Origin of the sequence: Xenorhabdus koppenhoeferi, from assembly GCF_900116635.1 — a bacterium.
GTDB classification, from domain to species: domain Bacteria; phylum Pseudomonadota; class Gammaproteobacteria; order Enterobacterales; family Enterobacteriaceae; genus Xenorhabdus; species Xenorhabdus koppenhoeferi.
In genome coordinates, this window is record NZ_FPBJ01000030.1 from 1 (window position 1) to 18,439 (window position 18,439).

Annotated in this window: 19 protein-coding genes; 4 read left to right on the plus strand and 15 right to left on the minus strand. The window is 41.7% G+C overall.

Going from position 1 to position 18,439, the window contains the following annotated elements; translation table 11 throughout:
- Positions 1 to 171: 171 nt before the first annotated feature.
- From BM329_RS10400 to acs, 3 genes are all read right to left on the minus strand, one after another.
- On the minus strand, positions 172 to 1,833 hold the full coding sequence (locus BM329_RS10400; protein WP_092552675.1) for a cation acetate symporter: 1,662 nt from the start codon (positions 1,831 to 1,833) through the stop codon (positions 172 to 174).
- Positions 1,830 to 2,141, minus strand: coding sequence for a DUF485 domain-containing protein (locus BM329_RS10405; protein WP_092552678.1), 312 nt, complete (start codon positions 2,139 to 2,141; stop codon positions 1,830 to 1,832). Before BM329_RS10405 ends, BM329_RS10400 begins: the two co-directional genes overlap by 4 nt.
- A gap of 151 nt (positions 2,142 to 2,292) precedes the next feature.
- Positions 2,293 to 4,248, minus strand: coding sequence for an acetate--CoA ligase (gene acs / locus BM329_RS10410; RefSeq protein WP_092552681.1), 1,956 nt, complete (start codon positions 4,246 to 4,248; stop codon positions 2,293 to 2,295).
- Positions 4,249 to 4,620: 372 nt separating this feature from the next.
- Here acs and sodA point away from each other — a divergent pair, with 372 nt between their 5' ends.
- The 3 genes from sodA to BM329_RS10425 all read left to right on the plus strand — a co-directional run bounded on the left by sodA (position 4,621) and on the right by BM329_RS10425 (position 6,789).
- Positions 4,621 to 5,247 carry a superoxide dismutase [Mn] gene (gene sodA, locus BM329_RS10415; RefSeq protein WP_092552684.1) on the plus strand — a complete coding sequence of 209 codons (627 nt, stop codon included), beginning with the start codon at positions 4,621 to 4,623 and terminating at the stop codon, positions 5,245 to 5,247.
- A gap of 325 nt (positions 5,248 to 5,572) precedes the next feature.
- Positions 5,573 to 6,244: a 6-hydroxyaminopurine reductase gene (gene yiiM, locus BM329_RS10420; protein ID WP_092552687.1), complete on the plus strand. Its 672-nt coding sequence runs from the start codon at positions 5,573 to 5,575 to the stop codon at positions 6,242 to 6,244.
- A gap of 95 nt (positions 6,245 to 6,339) precedes the next feature.
- Positions 6,340 to 6,789, plus strand: coding sequence for a hypothetical protein (locus BM329_RS10425; RefSeq protein ID WP_092552690.1), 450 nt, complete (start codon positions 6,340 to 6,342; stop codon positions 6,787 to 6,789).
- 4 nt (positions 6,790 to 6,793) lie between these two features.
- Here BM329_RS10425 and BM329_RS10430 read toward each other — a convergent pair.
- Positions 6,794 to 7,595, minus strand: a protein-coding gene (locus BM329_RS10430) for an IS5 family transposase (protein ID WP_092552693.1) whose coding sequence is annotated in 2 segments (ribosomal slippage) — positions 6,794 to 7,330 and positions 7,332 to 7,595 — 801 coding nt in all. Because the reading frame shifts where the segments join, the coding sequence is not laid out codon by codon here.
- Positions 7,596 to 7,673: 78 nt separating this feature from the next.
- Between BM329_RS10430 and BM329_RS10435 the strand changes: the two genes are divergently transcribed.
- Positions 7,674 to 8,405: a glycosyltransferase gene (locus tag BM329_RS10435; protein WP_092552696.1), complete on the plus strand. Its 732-nt coding sequence runs from the start codon at positions 7,674 to 7,676 to the stop codon at positions 8,403 to 8,405.
- 101 nt (positions 8,406 to 8,506) lie between these two features.
- On the opposite strand, the gene trpS is transcribed toward BM329_RS10435, so the two are convergent.
- From trpS to pilM, 11 genes are all read right to left on the minus strand, one after another.
- Positions 8,507 to 9,544 (minus strand): tryptophan--tRNA ligase, encoded by a 1,038-nt coding sequence (gene trpS / locus BM329_RS10440; protein ID WP_092552699.1) that lies wholly within the window; start codon positions 9,542 to 9,544, stop codon positions 8,507 to 8,509.
- Between the two features lie 4 nt (positions 9,545 to 9,548).
- Positions 9,549 to 10,271 (minus strand): phosphoglycolate phosphatase, encoded by a 723-nt coding sequence (locus BM329_RS10445; RefSeq protein WP_092552702.1) that lies wholly within the window; start codon positions 10,269 to 10,271, stop codon positions 9,549 to 9,551.
- Positions 10,271 to 10,945 carry a ribulose-phosphate 3-epimerase gene (gene rpe / locus BM329_RS10450; RefSeq protein WP_092552705.1) on the minus strand — a complete coding sequence of 225 codons (675 nt, stop codon included), beginning with the start codon at positions 10,943 to 10,945 and terminating at the stop codon, positions 10,271 to 10,273. The genes BM329_RS10445 and rpe overlap by 1 nt, the downstream gene beginning before the upstream one ends.
- 58 nt (positions 10,946 to 11,003) lie before the next feature.
- Complete coding sequence (gene dam, locus BM329_RS10455; RefSeq protein ID WP_092552708.1) at positions 11,004 to 11,822, minus strand: adenine-specific DNA-methyltransferase; 819 nt, start codon at positions 11,820 to 11,822, stop codon at positions 11,004 to 11,006.
- An 85-nt stretch (positions 11,823 to 11,907) separates the two neighbouring features.
- The gene (locus tag BM329_RS10460; protein ID WP_092552711.1) at positions 11,908 to 12,879 is read right to left on the minus strand and encodes an SPOR domain-containing protein; all 972 of its coding nucleotides are present in this window, start codon (positions 12,877 to 12,879) and stop codon (positions 11,908 to 11,910) included.
- A gap of 173 nt (positions 12,880 to 13,052) precedes the next feature.
- Positions 13,053 to 14,150, minus strand: coding sequence for a 3-dehydroquinate synthase (gene aroB, locus BM329_RS10465; protein WP_092552714.1), 1,098 nt, complete (start codon positions 14,148 to 14,150; stop codon positions 13,053 to 13,055).
- A 45-nt stretch (positions 14,151 to 14,195) separates the two neighbouring features.
- The gene (aroK, locus tag BM329_RS10470) at positions 14,196 to 14,717 is read right to left on the minus strand and encodes a shikimate kinase AroK (RefSeq protein ID WP_143101236.1); all 522 of its coding nucleotides are present in this window, start codon (positions 14,715 to 14,717) and stop codon (positions 14,196 to 14,198) included.
- A gap of 393 nt (positions 14,718 to 15,110) precedes the next feature.
- The gene (locus BM329_RS10475; RefSeq protein ID WP_177216250.1) at positions 15,111 to 16,211 is read right to left on the minus strand and encodes a secretin N-terminal domain-containing protein; all 1,101 of its coding nucleotides are present in this window, start codon (positions 16,209 to 16,211) and stop codon (positions 15,111 to 15,113) included.
- Positions 16,208 to 16,876, minus strand: a complete 669-nt coding sequence (locus tag BM329_RS10480; protein ID WP_092552717.1) for a hypothetical protein — start codon at positions 16,874 to 16,876, stop codon at positions 16,208 to 16,210. Before BM329_RS10480 ends, BM329_RS10475 begins: the two co-directional genes overlap by 4 nt.
- The gene (locus tag BM329_RS10485; RefSeq protein ID WP_092552720.1) at positions 16,866 to 17,417 is read right to left on the minus strand and encodes a PilN domain-containing protein; all 552 of its coding nucleotides are present in this window, start codon (positions 17,415 to 17,417) and stop codon (positions 16,866 to 16,868) included. The genes BM329_RS10480 and BM329_RS10485 overlap by 11 nt, the downstream gene beginning before the upstream one ends.
- Entirely contained in the window at positions 17,414 to 18,274 is an 861-nt protein-coding gene (gene pilM, locus BM329_RS10490; protein WP_092552723.1) for a type IV pilus biogenesis protein PilM, read from the minus strand. The genes BM329_RS10485 and pilM overlap by 4 nt, the downstream gene beginning before the upstream one ends.
- Between the last annotated feature and the right edge of the window lie 165 nt (positions 18,275 to 18,439).

Below are 18,439 nucleotides of genomic sequence, written 5' to 3' on the forward strand. Positions count from 1 at the left end.
ATGGTAGTGTGGGGTCTCCCCATGCGAGAGTAGGGCACTGCCAGACAATTATTTGCCAGAGAAGCCATCCTTCACCGGATGGCTTTTTTGCGTTTGAAGAAAAGTAAGCGTCGCATTTTAGAAAAATCATTTATGTTGCACTCTTAGTTTAGATAGAGTCATGCATTTTTATCAATGTACTTCTCCTTGCTCAATTCCAATTCCTGTCTGTGAGCGAATAAACTGGCTGCGAAACATTTTTCTTTCCTGTAATCCTTGTTCTGATGTATCTGTAACAGAGAATAACCATGCTCCGATAAATGCTATAAACATGGAAAATAGCGCTGGATATTCATAAGGATAAATCGGGTTTTCATGCCCAAGAATACTGATCCAAATAGTAGGGCCAAGGATCATTAAAACAACCGCTGTCATTAATCCCAGTCCCCCTCCGAGCAGAGCTCCTCGTGTTGTTAGCTTGCCCCAGTACATTGACAGAAAAATAATAGGGAAGTTACAACTTGCAGCAATGGAAAACGCTAAACCGACCATAAAGGCAATATTCTGTTTTTCGAACAAAATACCTAAGCCAATAGCAACAAATCCCAGAATAACGACGGTAATTTTAGAGACTTTCAACTCATCCTGTTCATTGGCTTGCCCTTGCTTAATAACATTGGCATAGAGATCATGAGAAACAGCTGAAGCGCCGGCGAGTGTTAATCCTGCGACGACGGCTAAAATAGTGGCAAAAGCAACTGCTGAGATAAAGCCAAGGAAAAAATCACCGCCAACGGCACTTGCCAGATGAACAGCAGCCATATTAGTTCCGCCAATTAATGCGCCGCTTGCATCTTTAAATGAAGGATTGGCGCTGACCAATAAAATTGCCCCAAATCCGATAATAAACGTTAGTATATAAAAATAACCTATAAAACCAGTGGCATAGAAAACACTTTTGCGGGCTTCTTTAGCATCGCTGACGGTAAAAAATCGCATAATGATGTGCGGTAATCCGGCAGTACCGAACATTAGCGCCAATCCTAAAGAGAGTGCAGATATAGGATCGGATACCAATCCTCCCGGACTCATGATTGCGGATCCAAGAGAATGCACTGCAATGGCTTCCTTAAACAGGGCATTGAAATTGAAATTTACCATTTTCATGACCATCAGAGCCATAAATGTTGCTCCAGCCAGCAACAGAATTGCTTTAATGATCTGTACCCATGTTGTTGCGAGCATTCCGCCAAATAGTACATAAAGCACCATTAAAATACCGACCAGAACAACAGCAACGAAATAATTCAAGCCAAATAACAATTCGATAAGTTTCCCTGCCCCGACCATTTGGGCTATCAGATATAACGAGACAACAACCAGTGAACCCATTGCAGATAACGTACGGATGGGACGTTGTTTCAGTCGGTAAGAAGCAACATCAGCAAATGTATAACGACCTAGATTCCTTAATCTTTCAGCAATGAGAAATAGAATAATTGGCCATCCAACGAGGAAACCAATCGAATAGATCAGACCATCATAACCTGAGGTATAAACTAATGCTGAAATCCCTAGAAAAGAGGCTGCTGACATATAGTCACCGGCAATAGCCATACCATTTTGAAACCCTGTAATGCGTCCGCCTGCTGTATAATAATCGGAGCGTGAAATAGTTCTTTTTGAAGCCCAATAAGTAATACCAAGAGTTAACCCAACGAATAACAGAAACATGACTATTGCCTGAATATTCAAGGGTTGTTTCACTACATTACCTGAAATGGCATCGGCTTGTGCTAAGACAGGAAAGAGATAGGAAAATAGAGGTATTACTGAAAATACAATTTTTTTCATTTTCTTACCTCATTGATAATAGTTGATATCAGACGATCAAACTCGCCATTCGCGCGCGCAACATAAATCCCCGTCAATATGAAAGAAGCAAAGATAATCCCTATACCGACGGGTATGCCACGGGTCATATTGGTATCTTCATGGAGTTGTGTCCCAAGCCATTCAGGAGCAAAGGCAATCAGAAAAATAAAGCCAACATAAATCAATAACATAATGATGGATAGCAGCCAGGCAAAACGTCCTCGTTTCTTAATTAATTCCTTAAAGTGAGGATTATTTTCAATCTCTTGATAAATGTCGTTATTCATCAGAGTGTCTCCTTGTTGATTTTAAACGACACACCTTAAGTCACATCACCAAGTGCCAGATCCAATATTCACGTCCCTGCACAATTTGTTACTTTTGGTGATACGTTATTTAAGCCGCCTTTTGGCGGCCTATTTGTTTTATAAAATGTTTTTACGACATATTTATGGATTGTTTTTCTTTCAGCAATTTTTCAACTACTCCCGGATCGGCCAGAGTGGAGGTATCTCCTAAGTTACTGGTATCACCAGCCGCAATTTTACGCAGAATACGCCGCATGATTTTTCCGGAACGTGTTTTGGGAAGCGAGTCAGTCCAATGGAGGATATCGGGTGTTGCAATTGGACCTATTTCTTTACGGACCCAATTTCTGACCTCGGTATACAATTCTGGAGAAGGCTCTTCACCATGAATTAGCGTGACATAGGCGTAAATAGCTTGTCCTTTGATATGATGAGGAATACCAACGACAGCAGCTTCTGCAATTTTGGGATGAGAGACCAGAGCAGACTCAATTTCTGCGGTTCCCAAACGATGCCCTGAAATATTCAGAACATCATCAACCCGACCCGTGATCCAGTAATAGCCATCTTCATCACGCCGGGCACCATCGCCACTGAAATACATTCCTTTAAAAGTGGAAAAGTAAGTTTGTTCAAAACGTTCATGATCGCCATATAAAGTTCGTGCCTGTGCCGGCCAAGAATCGGTTATTACAAGATTGCCTTCATTCTCTCCCTCCAATATTTCTCCAGCGTTATCGACCAGAGCTGGACTGACACCAAAGAATGGCAGAGTAGCGGAGCCTGCTTTGAGGTCGGTTGCACCAGGCAGTGGCGTAATCATGAATCCGCCTGTTTCGGTTTGCCACCAAGTATCCACGATTGGGCATTTACTGTTACCTATCTTTCGGTAATACCACTCCCATGCTTCTGGGTTAATTGGCTCACCAACAGAACCCATAATGCGCAATGACGTGCGTTTTGTTCCTACTATGGCTTTATCGCCTTCAGCCATTAATGCCCTGATAGCGGTTGGTGCTGTATAAAGAATATTAACCTGATGCTTATCAATAATCTGACAAAGACGATTTACATCGGGATAGTTAGGTACACCTTCAAACATTAAGGTAGTCGCACCGCAGGATAGTGGGCCATATAGCAGATAACTATGTCCGGTAACCCAGCCCACGTCTGCCGTACACCAGTAAATTTCTCCAGGACGATAATCAAACGTGTATTTAAAAGTCAAAGAAACATAGACCAGATAACCGCCAGTCGTATGTAGAACACCTTTTGGTTTCCCTGTTGAGCCAGAGGTATAAAGGATAAACAATGGATCTTCGGCATTTATCTCTTCGGCAGGGCAATCTGAACTGACATTTTCGATAAGTTCATGCCACCATAAGTCACGGCCGTTATGCCAGTTTTTGATATTTCCGGTACGCCTGAAGACAATCACATTAGTGACATCAGTCACCTCTGGATTGCTCAGTGCTTCATCGACATTCTTTTTCAATGGGATCGTGCGACCCGCTCGCAAACCTTCATCTGCGGTAACAACGAGCTTAGCATTGGAATCGATAACTCTGCTTGCAATGGCGTCAGGAGAGAAACCGCCAAAAATTACGGAATGGATAGCCCCGATGCGGGTACAAGCCAACATTGCAACTGCGGCTTCTGGCACCATTGGCATATAAATGGCTACGACATCACCTTTTTTGACCCCGATTTTTTTCAACACATTGGCGAATTGGTTGACGTCATGATGTAATTCACGATAAGTAACATGGCGTGATTCTGTGGGGTTATCTCCCTCCCAGATAATAGCGGTTTTATCGCCACGCTCTTGTAAGTGGCGATCAAGACAGTTGGCACTTAAATTCAGAGTACCCTCTTCAAACCAGCGGATGCTGATATGCCCCGGATCGAAAGAGGTATTTTTGACCTTGGTATAGGGCTTTATCCAATCCACTATCTTACCTTTTTCACCCCAGAACCCTTCAGGATCTTGTAGTGACCATTGGTAGTCTTGTAGATATTGTTGCTTGCTTATCAGGGCCGTATCTGCAATAACAGCAGGAATAAGATGCTTGATTATTTGAGTCATATTTTTATCTCCTTGCAATTGTTAATACTATGTCAAAGCAAGGTTAACTAAAGTGCATGAAGAATTTTTGTTTCTTTTTTGCGCGGAAGATCACGCAATAAAGAAAATTAATTTAATGGAATGATCATTTAATGTGTCTTATTTAATTGAAGTTAAATAAGGTTAAAATGTCTTATATTGGTTTAATGTGTTTTATTTTGGTTATCTTTTGGTTTTTTTACTCTAAATAGAGTATGAAACTTAGATGTGTAATGGAAACCATAATAAATCTATGGAATTGATTATCATTTTCATTATTGTTGAATTCACTATAATAAATGCGTTGTTCACAAGGTGTGAGCTTTATACATTCTAAACAACAGGAGATATGACATGAGCTATTCACTGCCTTCTCTACCTTATTCTTATGATGCGTTAGAGCCTCATTTCGATAAGCAAACGATGGAAATTCACCATACTAAACACCATCAGACTTATGTCACTAACACAAATACTGCTTTGGAAGCCTTTCCTGAATTAAGTGAATTAGATATTGATGATTTAATTCAACAGCTCGATAAATTTCCCGCCGATAAGCGCACTTTTGTTCGCAATAATGCGGGTGGGCATTCGAACCATAGTATGTTTTGGAAGGGCTTAAAACTAGGAACGGTCTTGAGTGGTACTCTAAAAGCAGCTATTGAGCGTGATTTTGGAAGTATTGACAGCTTTAAGAAAGAATTCGAGCAGGCGGCAGCAACTCGTTTTGGTTCTGGCTGGGCGTGGCTGGTTCTGAAAAAGGATGGCAAACTGGCTGTTGTTTCAACAGCCAATCAGGATAGTCCTCTGATGGATGAAGAAATAGCGGGTGCTTCCGGTTACCCGATTGTGGGTCTGGATGTTTGGGAACACGCTTATTACCTGAAATATCAGAACCGCCGTCCTGACTACATCAAAGCATTTTGGTATGTTGTAAATTGGGACGAAGCGGCAAAACGTTATGAAGAAAAAATTAAATAAGCGTTAAAAAAACACTTTCCTTGATAATGCTGGTCACCATAGTGATCAGCATTTTTATTTTTTCATAACATTTTTTCTCCATTATTTGGCATCCCTTCCGTTTTTACGATCCTCCATAATAAACATGGCTGGAGCACGCTTTAATTGATTGTAATTTTTCCAAATTAAATTCCATATAACCCACATATCTCAATATAATAATCCTTAAAAATCCATAAAAACAGAGTGCTATCTCTCTGCTATAATGAACTAAAGCAACGCTTGCGGCGTTTATTTTGTCAGGGTAGTATTTATACTCGTCTATTGAGGAGGAGTTGGAGCTGAAATGTATTACCCACAGGTATATAGAGGCAAAACAATATCCTCCAAAAAATTGGGTGCCAGTGCAATTAGTAAGCTGCTGGTGAATGGTCGTTTACAGCTCACCTCTCTTGGTCTGGAAGGTGATGAACAAGCAGAAACGCGTTTTCATGGCGGGCCTGATCGAGCGCTTTGCCACTATCCAAGTGAACATTATTTGTTTTGGAAAAGACAATTTCCTGAGTTACTTGAATTGATTGTCTCTCCTTTGTTTGGTGAAAACATATCAACTGAAGGAATGACTGAAGACACTGTCTATATTGGCGATATTTTTCAATGGGGTGAAACGCTGATTCAGATAACTCAACCACGCTCTCCTTGTTATAAACTCAACTTAGTTACCGATATAAGTGCCTTTGCTGCGATGATGCAAAATAATGGGCGCTGTGGATGGTTATATCGGGTTATTTCTCCGGGTTTTGTGAGTACAAGTGAACCGATAAGGTTATTAAGTCGGAACAGTGATGTTTCTGTTCAGGAAGCTATTTCCATTGCTTTTCATAGCCCATTTGATGAAGAGCAATATCGTCGTTTAATGGGAGCGGCAGGGTTATCTGCCAGTTGGAATCTCACGATGCAAAAACGCCTGTTGCATGGGAAAATTGAGGATTTTAATCGTCGTTTATTTGGGAAATAATTAAGAAAATCATAAAAACATACCATTAGAGCACAACTGACGACAACCATATTATCGTTATCATTAAAGTATCAACCATAGCTAATCGGTGATTTATGAATATTCCAAAGAAAATTCATTATTTTTGGGTTGGTAATAAAATATCTGAGAGAGATTTGAGGCGTATCATAGAAATAAAATCAGAGAATCCTGGGTTTGAGGTTAACATTTGGGGAATAAAGAATGTAGAATCATTAATATCACATACGTTTAGAAATCTCACCTTCAGCTGTAATGGAAATATTGTTGATGTTGGGGAAATCTTTGTAAGAGAGTTTAGATATAGGAATATTGAAACTGCGTTTTCTTTCTTAATTAGTCAGGCTTCACATCTTACTCGTACTGATTTTATGCGTGATTTATATGAAAGGAAGAAAAATCAGTTAAACAAATTTGATATAAACACTAATAAAGACTCTACGAGAGCGAGTTTCTCCCATCGTTTATTTCATAAAAACTATTCTGATACACCTCATTATGATTATTCAAAGATAATACACTTCTAAGAACCTATTCAGAATTTTTCCTGCGCAGTAATAGGATAAGAAAGGCCAAATTAACAAATTGAAGGCTGGTATTTAAATAGCGTTCACAGTTTTTCCATAAGCGGCGGCATTTATCCAGCCAAGCAAATGAACGCTCGACCACCCATCGGTTGGGGATAACCTTGAAGGTATGAAGCTCATCACGTTTGGCTATTTCGACGGTAGCTCCCAGTATCTCACTCACACTGTCAGCGAAGGGGACTCCCGTGTAACCGCCATCAGCGAGGATATTTTTCACACCAGTAAGGGTATTCTTGTGTGTAGTAAAAGCCGCTAACATCCCTTTTCTGTCCGTCACATTAGCAGTGGTTACCGTGATAGCATGGGGAAGCCCTTGGTTATCCACGGCTATATGCCGCTTGATGCCGGAAATCTTTTTACCCGCGTCATATCCTTTTTCATGCGCTGTGTCTGTGTTCTTGACACTTTGCGAGTCAACTATCAAGAAAGTAGTGTTGGCGTTCCGACCATGGTTGATACGGTCCTCGCCAACGACATTTTTTTAAAGCCTGCTCAAGCAAACTGGGGTCTGTTTCTGACGGTTTTTCTTTCCAGAGTTTGAAGTAGTAATAAACCGTGCTTTTTGGGGGAAAATCGCTGGGCAGCATATCCCACTGACAACCGCTCTTGAGCAAATATAGCAAGGCACAAAATACCTCGTAGACATCGACTTTTCTGGGGCGTGTGCGTTTCCTATTGCTGAGCAACAGGGGTTCAATTTCCATGAACACTTCTCGACTAATGTCACTGGTATAAACTTTTCTCATCCCGCCAGTTTACATGAAAAACTATTCAGGTTTAAAAATATTCTGAATAGGTTCTTACATCATGTATTTAATCTGCAAATGCATGGTGATTTTAAAAACTATGCATCTGCCTGTGATATTGCTCGTTTGGCTATTTTGTATATGGAAGGAGGAATATATCTGGATGTTGATGTTGAACTCACTGATCCAGATATCAAGCACACTAAATCCCATGTTTTTGATAAAAATTTACCTTTTGAAAAGCGCTTTAAGAGAAGAGCAAGGTTTGAAAAGTTAGAACTTGAATCGGATATAGGTTTTGGTGATTGTCATGGAATGGGATGGGGGAGAGTGAGCAAGAGCGATGAAAAATGGAATATAAGATATCTCGATTCCTGTAGAATAAAACAGTTAGTTTACAATGAGTTTGCAAATGGAATTATTGCTGCACAACCTCAATCAGAAAAAGTTATGGCTCTTTTAGTTTTTATGGCCAGTAATATTAGAAAAAATTCTTATAATGAAGACGATAAAACATTAAGCTCGAAATGGAGAACGGGTATTGTTCCTAATTTACCTTCTATAAACACACTTGAGTATCGCAGAAACCGCCGTCTTAATTTGACTGTTGATATGACTGGGCCACAGTCATATCAAGAACTTTTTTCTATCGTTAAAAATAAAGAATTGAGTAACCAACATGAAATTGATGTTATTGGTCCTCCAAAAGATTGGCAAATGAATAGTAGGTTAGATTTAATGTTTAAAAGAGTTAATAGTGATGCAAATTGGGCTAACGTAATAAGAAGAAAAAATAATTATATCTTATGATAAAAAATAAAAATGGTAATGCAAAATTAAAAATGCCAAGAACTCAGTTAAAAAGATATGCCAAAGAATAAATTAATATTCTTTGGCATTTATTTATCCTATTACGGATGGGCGAGTAGGCCTACAGCTTCATAGACCTTATCCAAGGTTGCTTGAGCACGAGCCTGTGCCTTAGCCGCTCCTTCTGCCATGATTTGGTTAAGCAATGCTTCATCATTACGGAAATGATGGTAGCGTTCCTGCAAACCAGTCAGCATTTCGCTTACTGCGTCGGCAACAGCACTTTTCAAATGCCCGTACATTTTGCCTTCAAACTCAGCTTCCAGTTCAGGGATAGTTTTACCTGTTACACCAGCAAGAATATCCAGCAAGTTGGAAACGCCTGGCTTGTTTTCCAGATCATAGCGTACACGAGGTGGCTCTTCAGAGTCGGTAACGGCGCGTTTGATTTTCTTCGCGACGGACTTTGGATCTTCCAGTAAAGCAATTACGTTACTGCGGTTATCATCTGACTTCGACATCTTCTTGGCCGGATCTTGCAATGACATTACACGAGCACCACCGCCTTGTGGAATGAATGGCTCTGGTATCGTGAAGATATCGCCATATAAGGTATTAAAACGCAGCGCCAAATCACGGGATAATTCGAGATGCTGTTTCTGGTCACTGCCCACTGGGATCTGATTAGCCTGATAAAGCAAAATATCAGAAGCCATCAGTACAGGGTAATCAAATAGGCCTGCATTGATATTTTCTGAATGACGGGATGATTTATCTTTAAACTGAGTCATACGGCTCAGTTCACCAAAATAGGCGTAGCAGTTCAGAACCCAGGCCAACTGAGAATGTTGTGGTACATGTGACTGAACGAAGATAGTGCTTTTCTTTGGATCAATACCACAGGCAAGGTAAAGTGCCAGTGTATCCAATGTGCGTTTTTTCAGTTCAGTAGGATCTTGTCGTACAGTAATGGCGTGCTGGTTAACGATACAGTAGATGCAATCGTAATCATCTTGCATTTTAACCCACTGACGTAACGCCCCCATATAGTTACCGATGGTCAATTCACCGGAAGGTTGCGCGCCGCTGAATACAATAGGTTTTTGGGAGTTTGGTTTCATTGCAGTGGGTTCATTCATTTTATTATGCTTCCTGTCTTTTAGAAGTGGATAATGGTTTCAAAGTGGATAGTCCAATCGTTGGGAGTAAATCCGAAAAATGGTTCAGCACATAAGTTGGATGGCTTAATGCTATTGATTCTCCGTAGTTATATCCATATGTTAAGCCAACACAAGGGCAACCCGCTGATTGTGCAGCCAAAATATCATTACGGGAATCGCCAACAAAAAGCAATTCTTCTTTATGTAAACCAAACATTCCCATTGTGAGATAGAGTGGAGCGGGATGGGGTTTTTTCTCTTTGACATCGTCACCCCCCAGCACCAATGAAAAATATTCACTGATACCCAATGATTCCAGCAATGGGGCAATAAAAGGTGTTGGTTTATTGGTGATAATCGCCATAGGCAAATTATGTTTTGCCAACTCAGCCAAAGTCTCTTTGACCTGAGGAAACAGCTTACTGCCTGTTGTTACGCTGGTTTCATAAAACGCATCAAACCGTTTGCGAGTTTCATGATGCAATTCAGGAGAAGGCTCCGCACCCGCCCATTTCAATGCACGTTCAACCATGACATCAGCACCGTTGCCTATCCAGACAGCGACCTGCTTTTTACCCGCAGCAGGCAATCCTTTAGCAATCAAGGCCTGATCCAACGCATCTGCCAGACCGTCAATACTATCCACCAGTGTGCCATCCAGATCAAATGCAATAACCCGGATTTCTTTCACGACATTATTTGTCATTATGCTACCTTTGATAATTCACCGCGCATTTCATCAATAACCGCTTTGTAATCTGGCTGACTGAAAATAGCTGAACCAGCAACGAACATATCTGCACCCGCCTGAGCTGCTTCGGCAATATTGCCAGGTTTAATGCCGCCATCAACTTCAAGACGGATATCATATCCGCTGTCATCAATAATTTTTCGTACCTGACGCAGCTTGTTCAGTGTTTCTGGAATGAAAGATTGACCGCCGAAACCAGGGTTAACCGACATCAGTAAAATCACATCCAGCTTATCCAGAACATAATCAAGGTAACTGAGGGGGGTTGCGGGATTGAAAACTAAACCCGCTTTACACCCATGTTCTTTGATGAGTTGTAAGGTGCGATCAACATGTTCGCTAGCCTCAGGGTGGAAAGTGATATAGGTTGCACCAGCCTTGGCAAAATCAGGGATAATGCGATCAACCGGTTTTACCATGAGATGAACATCAATCGGGGCAGTGATGCCATAATTACGTAGCGCCTGACAGACCATCGGGCCGATGGTCAAGTTTGGCACATAGTGATTATCCATAACATCAAAATGCACAACGTCAGCGCCTGCTGCCAGAACCTTAGCGGTATCTTCACCGAAGCGGGCAAAATCAGCGGATAGAATGGATGGGGCGATCAGAAAGTTTTTCTTCATTATTATCATCTCCAATTCATTGTTTTATCCCCTTAATTTCAGGGGAAGGAAACCTCAATCACTTCTGGCAGTATAACGCCAAAAGTTCATCAACTTTACTTCGGGCAAGAATATTTCTACTTATTGTCCGACGGGCTTTAACAATGTAAAGGGAGGCTTGATGATACCATTCCCGGGTTATCGGTGTGTCATGATTGGAAATGAGTACCGGAATGCTTTGTTGAGACGAGAGATGATAGGCTATATGAGCCAGATTTTCTTGATCCAGAAGGTTAAAATTATTTGTATGGTAAGCTGTAAAATTAGCCGTCGACGAAAGTGGGGCATACGGAGGATCACAGTAAACTACAGAGCCTTTTGACGCATTGTTTAGTGCAATTTTGTAATGTTGGCAGATGAAAGTTGCCTTTTGGGACTTTTCTGCAAACCAGTAAAGCTCATATTCCGGAAAATAAGGTTTTTTATAGCGCCCGAAAGGAACATTGAACTCCCCCCGTGAATTATAACGGCAAAGACCGTTATAACAGTGGCGGTTGAGATAAAGAAACAACAGACTGCGGCGAAAGGGATCTTTGCTTGTGTTGAACTCTTCTCTCAGGAGATAGAAGGTTTCGGAGTTGTTGAATTCCGATGAGAATAGTGGACGGGCATGACTAATAAATTCATCCGCACGAGATTTTACGGTGTTGTACAAATTTATCAGATCAATGTTGATGTCTGACAAGATATAAGAATCATAATCGGTATTTAGAAATACCGAGCCTGCGCCAACAAATGGCTCAATCAAGCAATCGCCCTCTGGCAAATGACGTTTAATATCATCTACCAAGGGGTATTTTCCACCGGCCCATTTTAAGAAAGCGCGTTTTTTTTTCATGCCGCCAAACTAGTTATTCAATAATTTCAGAGCCGCAGATTGTACTCTGTTTAGGACAGCATATCAGCGCCTAATCAAAATAGTTTTATTTTTTCAGATCTTGTTGAACTTGTTGTAGTTTCCTTACCCACGGTTTTTTGGCCTGAACTTCCGCAGGGAATGAAGAAATGGCGTTTTTTGCATCAGAAACGGAACGGTAGTTACCGTGAATCAAGATAAACCATGTATTACCGTCGCGTTTAGTTTCATAAACCTTATAATTAGAAAGGTTATGCTTTTTAGCGAAAGCAACTAAGGTATCGTAGCGACTGGCGCTGCTCAGTTGGAGTGTGAATCGGTTGGCGGGAGCTTTCAGTAAATCACCGTCTGCATTAGCCTCGCTATTTTTATTGGGCTGATGATTACTTGTGACAGGTTTAGTCGCTGCCTTGGGCGGATTTTCTTCTCTTCCCTTATTTTCTATTCCTGGTGGCGTTATTTTTTCTGGTTTTTTTTGCTCAACAGATGGGGTTATCACGGGTTTTACAGGTTTGGTCTGTGACGGAGCCAGATTGTTTTGTACTGAATTATTGATATTACTCTGTTGTTGATTCAAAGCATCAGTAATATCACCGGGTAATTCTATACGTTGGTTATAGCCACCGGTCCCAGTCGTTGGAGGAAGCTCTCTGCTTGGAGTACTGCTAATCGGCGGTGGTAGACCGATTTCATGCGCGTTATTGGTGGTACTATTGGTAGCAGGCACAGATTGGTTTTCCTGAACGCTATCTTGTTGATTATCAGAGGATGCAGGGGAACCAGAAAAGTCGATACTCTTTTCGGTTGCATTTGAAGATTGCTGTTTTTCATGCTCAGTGGGTGATTTTAATGCAGAGCTGATGGCAATAATCAGAAGCAAAAGTACTAGTATACCAACGCCGATCATCATTTGCTGACGGGATACGGCAAGTTTAGGTTGATTGGATTGGCGTTTCGATCGCGGAGGACGACGATCAGAAGTATCGGGTTTAAATTCAGTTTCTGTCTTTTGTTTCTTTTCTGATTCTAATTCGTCCATATGCCCTCCCAGCAGAGATAATACTGCCAATTACTATTTAAGAGGTTTTGGCAGCCTGACCTAACTAAATAAAACCGATAATGCACTATCTGATAGAGCTATCTGATAGATAATATAGCTATTTTATAGCATAACAGCTAAGGAATGATTCATCATTCAGATAATTACGTATTTTAGTTGGTGGATGGTTGGCATAGGTGAATAGCCTCCAATATAACTTCTTTCCTAATATCAGAACGAAGTTTGGCTTCCCCAATAGCTGTAGGCAGCACTAAATGTAATTTTCCTGCGGAGACTTTTTTATCGCGCATCATATGAGACAAGTAGTCATCTGGGGACATTTCCACTGGGCCGTTGACAGGTAGTTTTGCGCGTTCCAGCAGGCGGATAATACGTTGAGTATCTTGTTGTGAAAATGTACCGACAAGCTCAGAAGTCCGTGCCGCCATTACCATGCCAGCAGCAACGGCCTGGCCATGCAGCCAGATACCGTAACCTATTTCGGCTTCAATTGCATGGCCAAAGGTGTGACCAAGGTTTAACAGCGCCCGTATTCCATTGCGTTCTTGCTCATCAGCTGTGACAACCATTGCCTTGAGTTCACAGCAGCGACGGATGCAATAAGCCATTGATTGATTATCGAGAGCCAGTAATTTCTCAATATTGTCTTCAAGCCAGCTAAAGAATTCACCGTCCAGAATAATGCCATATTTGATGACTTCAGCCAGGCCAGCATATAACTCTTGAGCTGGCAATGTTTTCAGACAATTGAGATCGACAACTACAGAAGCTGGCTGGTAAAAAGCCCCAATCATGTTTTTGCCGAGGGGATGGTTGACCCCTGTTTTCCCGCCGACAGAAGAGTCAACCTGAGAAAGTAATGTGGTGGGTACTTGGATGAAACGAGTGCCACGCTGATAACTGGCTGCGGCAAACCCCGTCATATCACCGATTACACCACCACCGAGAGCGATAAGCGTTGTGTCACGACCATGATTATTTTCCAGCAGGGCAGAAAATATGTCGTTGAGCACAAAAAGCGATTTGTACTGTTCGCCGTCAGGCAAGATAACCTCATCTACCCGAAGCCCCATTTCCTGCAATGTGGATTTCACCTGCTCAAGATACAGGGAAGCCAGCGTTTCATTAGTTACAATCATGACCTGTTGGCCTGCTTGCAAGGGCTTGAACGCCTCATTGGTAGAAAATAGGTCTTCGGCTATGGTGATCGGATAGCTTCTTTCACCTAACGTAACAGTCACTTGTTCCATATCAGCTTTCGCCTTATCGTTTGCCGCAGAGCGAATCCGCTATAATTAGTTTTTTTCCAATAATTCAACCACTTGGTTAGCGACGACTTTGGCGCTTTGCTCATCCGTACGAATAGTCACGTCAGCAATTTCCTCGTAAAGAGGGTTACGCTCATCAGCCAAATTTTCTAAAACTTCACGTGCTGGTGCGTCAACCTGAAGTAAAGGGCGTTTTTTATCGCGCTGAGTACGAGCCAACTGTTTTTCGATGGTTGTTTCTAAATAGACGACCACACCACGGGCAGACAGGCGATTACGGGTTTCTTTCGATTTAACTGAACCCCCACCAGTAGCCAATACAATGCCTTGTTTTTCAGTCAGTTCGTTAATTATTTTTTCTTCGCGGTCGCGGAAGCCTTCTTCGCCTTCCACATCAAATACCCAGCCCACGTCAGCTCCGGTACGTCGCTCAATTTCTTGATCAGAGTCGTAAAACTCCATATTGAGTTGCTGAGCTAACTGACGACCAATAGTGCTTTTGCCGGCACCCATAGGCCCAACCAGAAAGATATTGCGTTTCTCTGCCATGTTTTTGGTATTACTAAGACTATTTGTTAATGATAACCCGCCCCGCCAATCAGATTAGCCGCGGGACCTAAACTGAAACCTCATGAGTGATAATGTGAGATCAGATAGGAAAATTATCTCAGCACATCAACCTGTATTGCAACTATATAAATCTGGCACGAGCTTTTGTTATCTGCCCCATGCTTTTGCTGGCTGATTGAGAGCCTAATATCTGTAGACTCTTACTTGTGATGTTAGACCTGCTCACTCAATTAGGTAATCCTTGTATGCTAAATTACACTCAGCGTCAAATCCATAAACAGGCCAGACCAAGAAAAATGGTGCGTGAACTGATAAAGAAATCACAATTAACTTCAATAATATACTGATTTATATGTGATATATTTAATTTGATTAAATGTTGATCAATTGAGGTGTAATAAAAATTACGAGTTCTCTTCGGCTGTGTTGTTCTCCATTTTGATTAAATAATGTACCTATCAGGGGAATATCTGATAGGTAAGGGACTTTTTGCTGGTTTGCTGTTTTTTTCTGTTGAAAGATACCGCCCAGAATCAGTGTTTCTCCATTTCTGACCGTGACTTGAGTTATGATCTCCTGTTTATCTATGGCAAGATTTTCATTTCCTCCCTGACTGATAGGAAAACCAGGTGCGTTTTGGCTGATTTTCAGGGCAAGCCGGATTTTACCCTCCCGCAAAATATGGGGTGTCACTTCCATGCCTAATACTGCTTCTTTAAACTGGATCGTCGTTTTGTCCTTGTCTTGAATAATATAGGGGATTTCTGAACCTTGCTTGATGCTGGCGGATTGCTGGTGAGATGCGGTCAGCCGGGGGCTGGCAATAATATCGAGCTGATTTTCCTGCTCCAGTGCGCTAAGCTCCATTTCCAGCAGATTTGCGTGAATGCGTGCGGTATTCAATACTAACCGATGGCGTTGATTGCCTGCTGGTTGATGTAGATTCAAGCGATTTAGCCCGATTGCGCGATTCAGAGGATCAGCGATGATGCCCCAATGAATCCCCAATTCATGCAATGCTTCTCTGCTGCTGGTAACAATATGGGCGGTAATCTGCACTTGTTGCTGCGGAGTATCGACTTCTTTCAGCCAGTTTCTGATACGGGTAATGGCATCAAACTTGTCTTCCAGTATCACACTGTTGGTCAAGGGGTCATGCTCAACTTTTCCCCATTTTGTCAGCAGAGCAGGGCGATTTTTTTGCAGCCGTTCTGCAACCTGTTCTGCATCGGCATATTTTAGGGTAATTGTCTGATATTCGATCTCCTGTTCCTGTTGTTCCGTTGAGGAAAATTCCATGTCATCTGCTATTGGGTCAATGGGGGGCTGGAACGGATTTCTTACAGATCTTTCGACCTCAGAACGATTTTCTACGTTATAGCTGTTTTCTGCCTCCGGGCTATTTTCTATGGCGGAGCCGGAAATTGGCAGTAACAGACAGATAAGCAGGCTCAATGAATGTCGTCTGTTCATGATTTCTCCCCATTACCGTTAACAGAAGCAGGCTGTATTTTATTTGGCAAGTTCATATCAGGTGGTTCTAAGTCTGATAAGGTCATATCTGATAAAACGATGCGGACGATAAGGTTGCCATCAATAGGGTTTATGGTGAGATGTTTAATCAGTAATGGAGGCTGCAACTGCTGAATTTCACTCAGGAAATGGAGAAGTTGATCATAATTCAGTGACAGTACGATATGCCAGAAAATCTGATTATTTTCTTTATAGCTTTTCCATTCCATAAGCTGGCTGCCTGAATGGATCAGGGGTAAATGCAGTCGTTTGAGTACGGTTGCCTTGTGGGATGGTTCATTTTTTGATGGAATACCCTTTGGCGAAATGTCCCTTGAATAAACGTCCCTTGAATGAATATAGTTATTTTGGCCAAGTTCTGCCGTGATTTGCCGGATTTTCTGCTGAATATCAAACAAGGATGGCAGCTCTTTGATTCGCTGTTGAGATTGTGTAGCATTATTCTGTTGTTCTGTAATATGGCGCTGAAAGGCATGGATTTTATGCTGGTTTTCCTGCCAAATAAAAAAATAGAAACTCATCAGCAGCAAAATGATAACTAATTGCTGCCATAGGAATTGTTGCCACACAGGTCGATGAAACCACTCAAGGTAATTACTTCTCACGGGCTTCTCCTATCAGCCAGTCGGCATCAATAGTAAAGACTTTGATCTGATCTTCAGTCGTGGTCATTTTTTTAAGTTGAACATTGATGAGAGCCGGATCGTCGGTCAGGTTATCTAACAAATCAGAGATTTCTGCGTAGTCTTGGCTATGGGCGGTAAAAATGAGTTGTCCGTTGTCATCGCTAAATGCTGTGAGCCAGCTGTTTTCCGGTAATAAATGGGGAAGTTGACGAAATAACTGTAAGTAGCGTTGATTCTGTTCCATGAATATCTGTTTTTTCCGTAATAATTGGCCCAATTGATCATGCTGTTGTACTGCATGATCCGTTTCCTTGATAGTTTGTCCTAATAGTGTTGATTGGTACTTAATTTCCGTTAATTGCCTACAATATTGCTCAATTTGGTTGGTTTGCTGCGTAGAAATACACAGCAACACAATAGCCCATAATGTGAGTTGCAAGCAGAGCAACAACCCCCACTTCTGACATTGACGTTTCAGTTTTTTCTGTCGCCAAGGCAAAAAATTGACTTGATACATCATTGATCATCCGGCCTGAGAGCTAACCCAGCGGCAACAATAAACGCATTTATTGGTTTTGGTAACGGAGGCTGATAATGGCGGAATGCTGATAAAATCTGCCAAGGATGAGCTGATTCTGTGGGTTCTGGTATCGCCTTTATTGATGTTGTTTGTTCTTCATCCTCCCCTTCATTGCTGTAATAAATCGCACAGCTTTCTGTTTCTGATGTAATGGGTAATTGCTTGATGACCTGAGCCAGATCAGGATGTGATTGTGATGCTATCAGCCCATAGCCAAAAGGATGATTGGCGGGGGAAACCCATAGCCAGTCCATTGTGCGTTTATGAACCAGCCAACTGTTATCAGGAATACCTGCGAGCCTGGCTGCATAACGTAACGCACAAGGCGCAATATCAATAACGTCAGGGGATAGATTGATATCCGTGAATAATTTCACCCAAAGTTCGAGATCTTTTTGGCGCGTGGCGCTGATGTAAACTTGCTGACCATGAATACGGTAGTCCAATGCAAGTTCCCTGACGGGAAACTGTTTTTCAGCACAGGCATGTACAAACCAGCCAAGTTCGGGTTCTTGCATTGTCGTATGGTTAGGTAAGGGGATTTGTCTCTGTAAGGTTTGTTGAACAGGGAGTGTTAATCTTAGGCTAATATTTTTGGGTAATATTTGCCGCCATTGCATTAAGATGTGACGTAATTTTTCAGGATATTGCAGCCGTCCCCCGGAAATAATTTCGTTTGATAAGCGGTATTGCCAGCAATGTCGCAGTTGCCAGCCATCACGACGCTTAGTGGCTGCAAGAGCGCGGATGTCATGATCTTGGATATCCAGTCCGATATACCATTTAGATGGATACATGTAGAGATCTCCCTATCTACTATTAATAAAAACGGTTATTCATGAAAGCCGTTGTTTATGAAAATTTTGTTCATGAAAAGGTCATATTCATAGTGCTGTATAGCCTTTATACTGTTCCCTTTATACTATGTACTGATCGTTTATAAACTGCCCGATTAACATGGC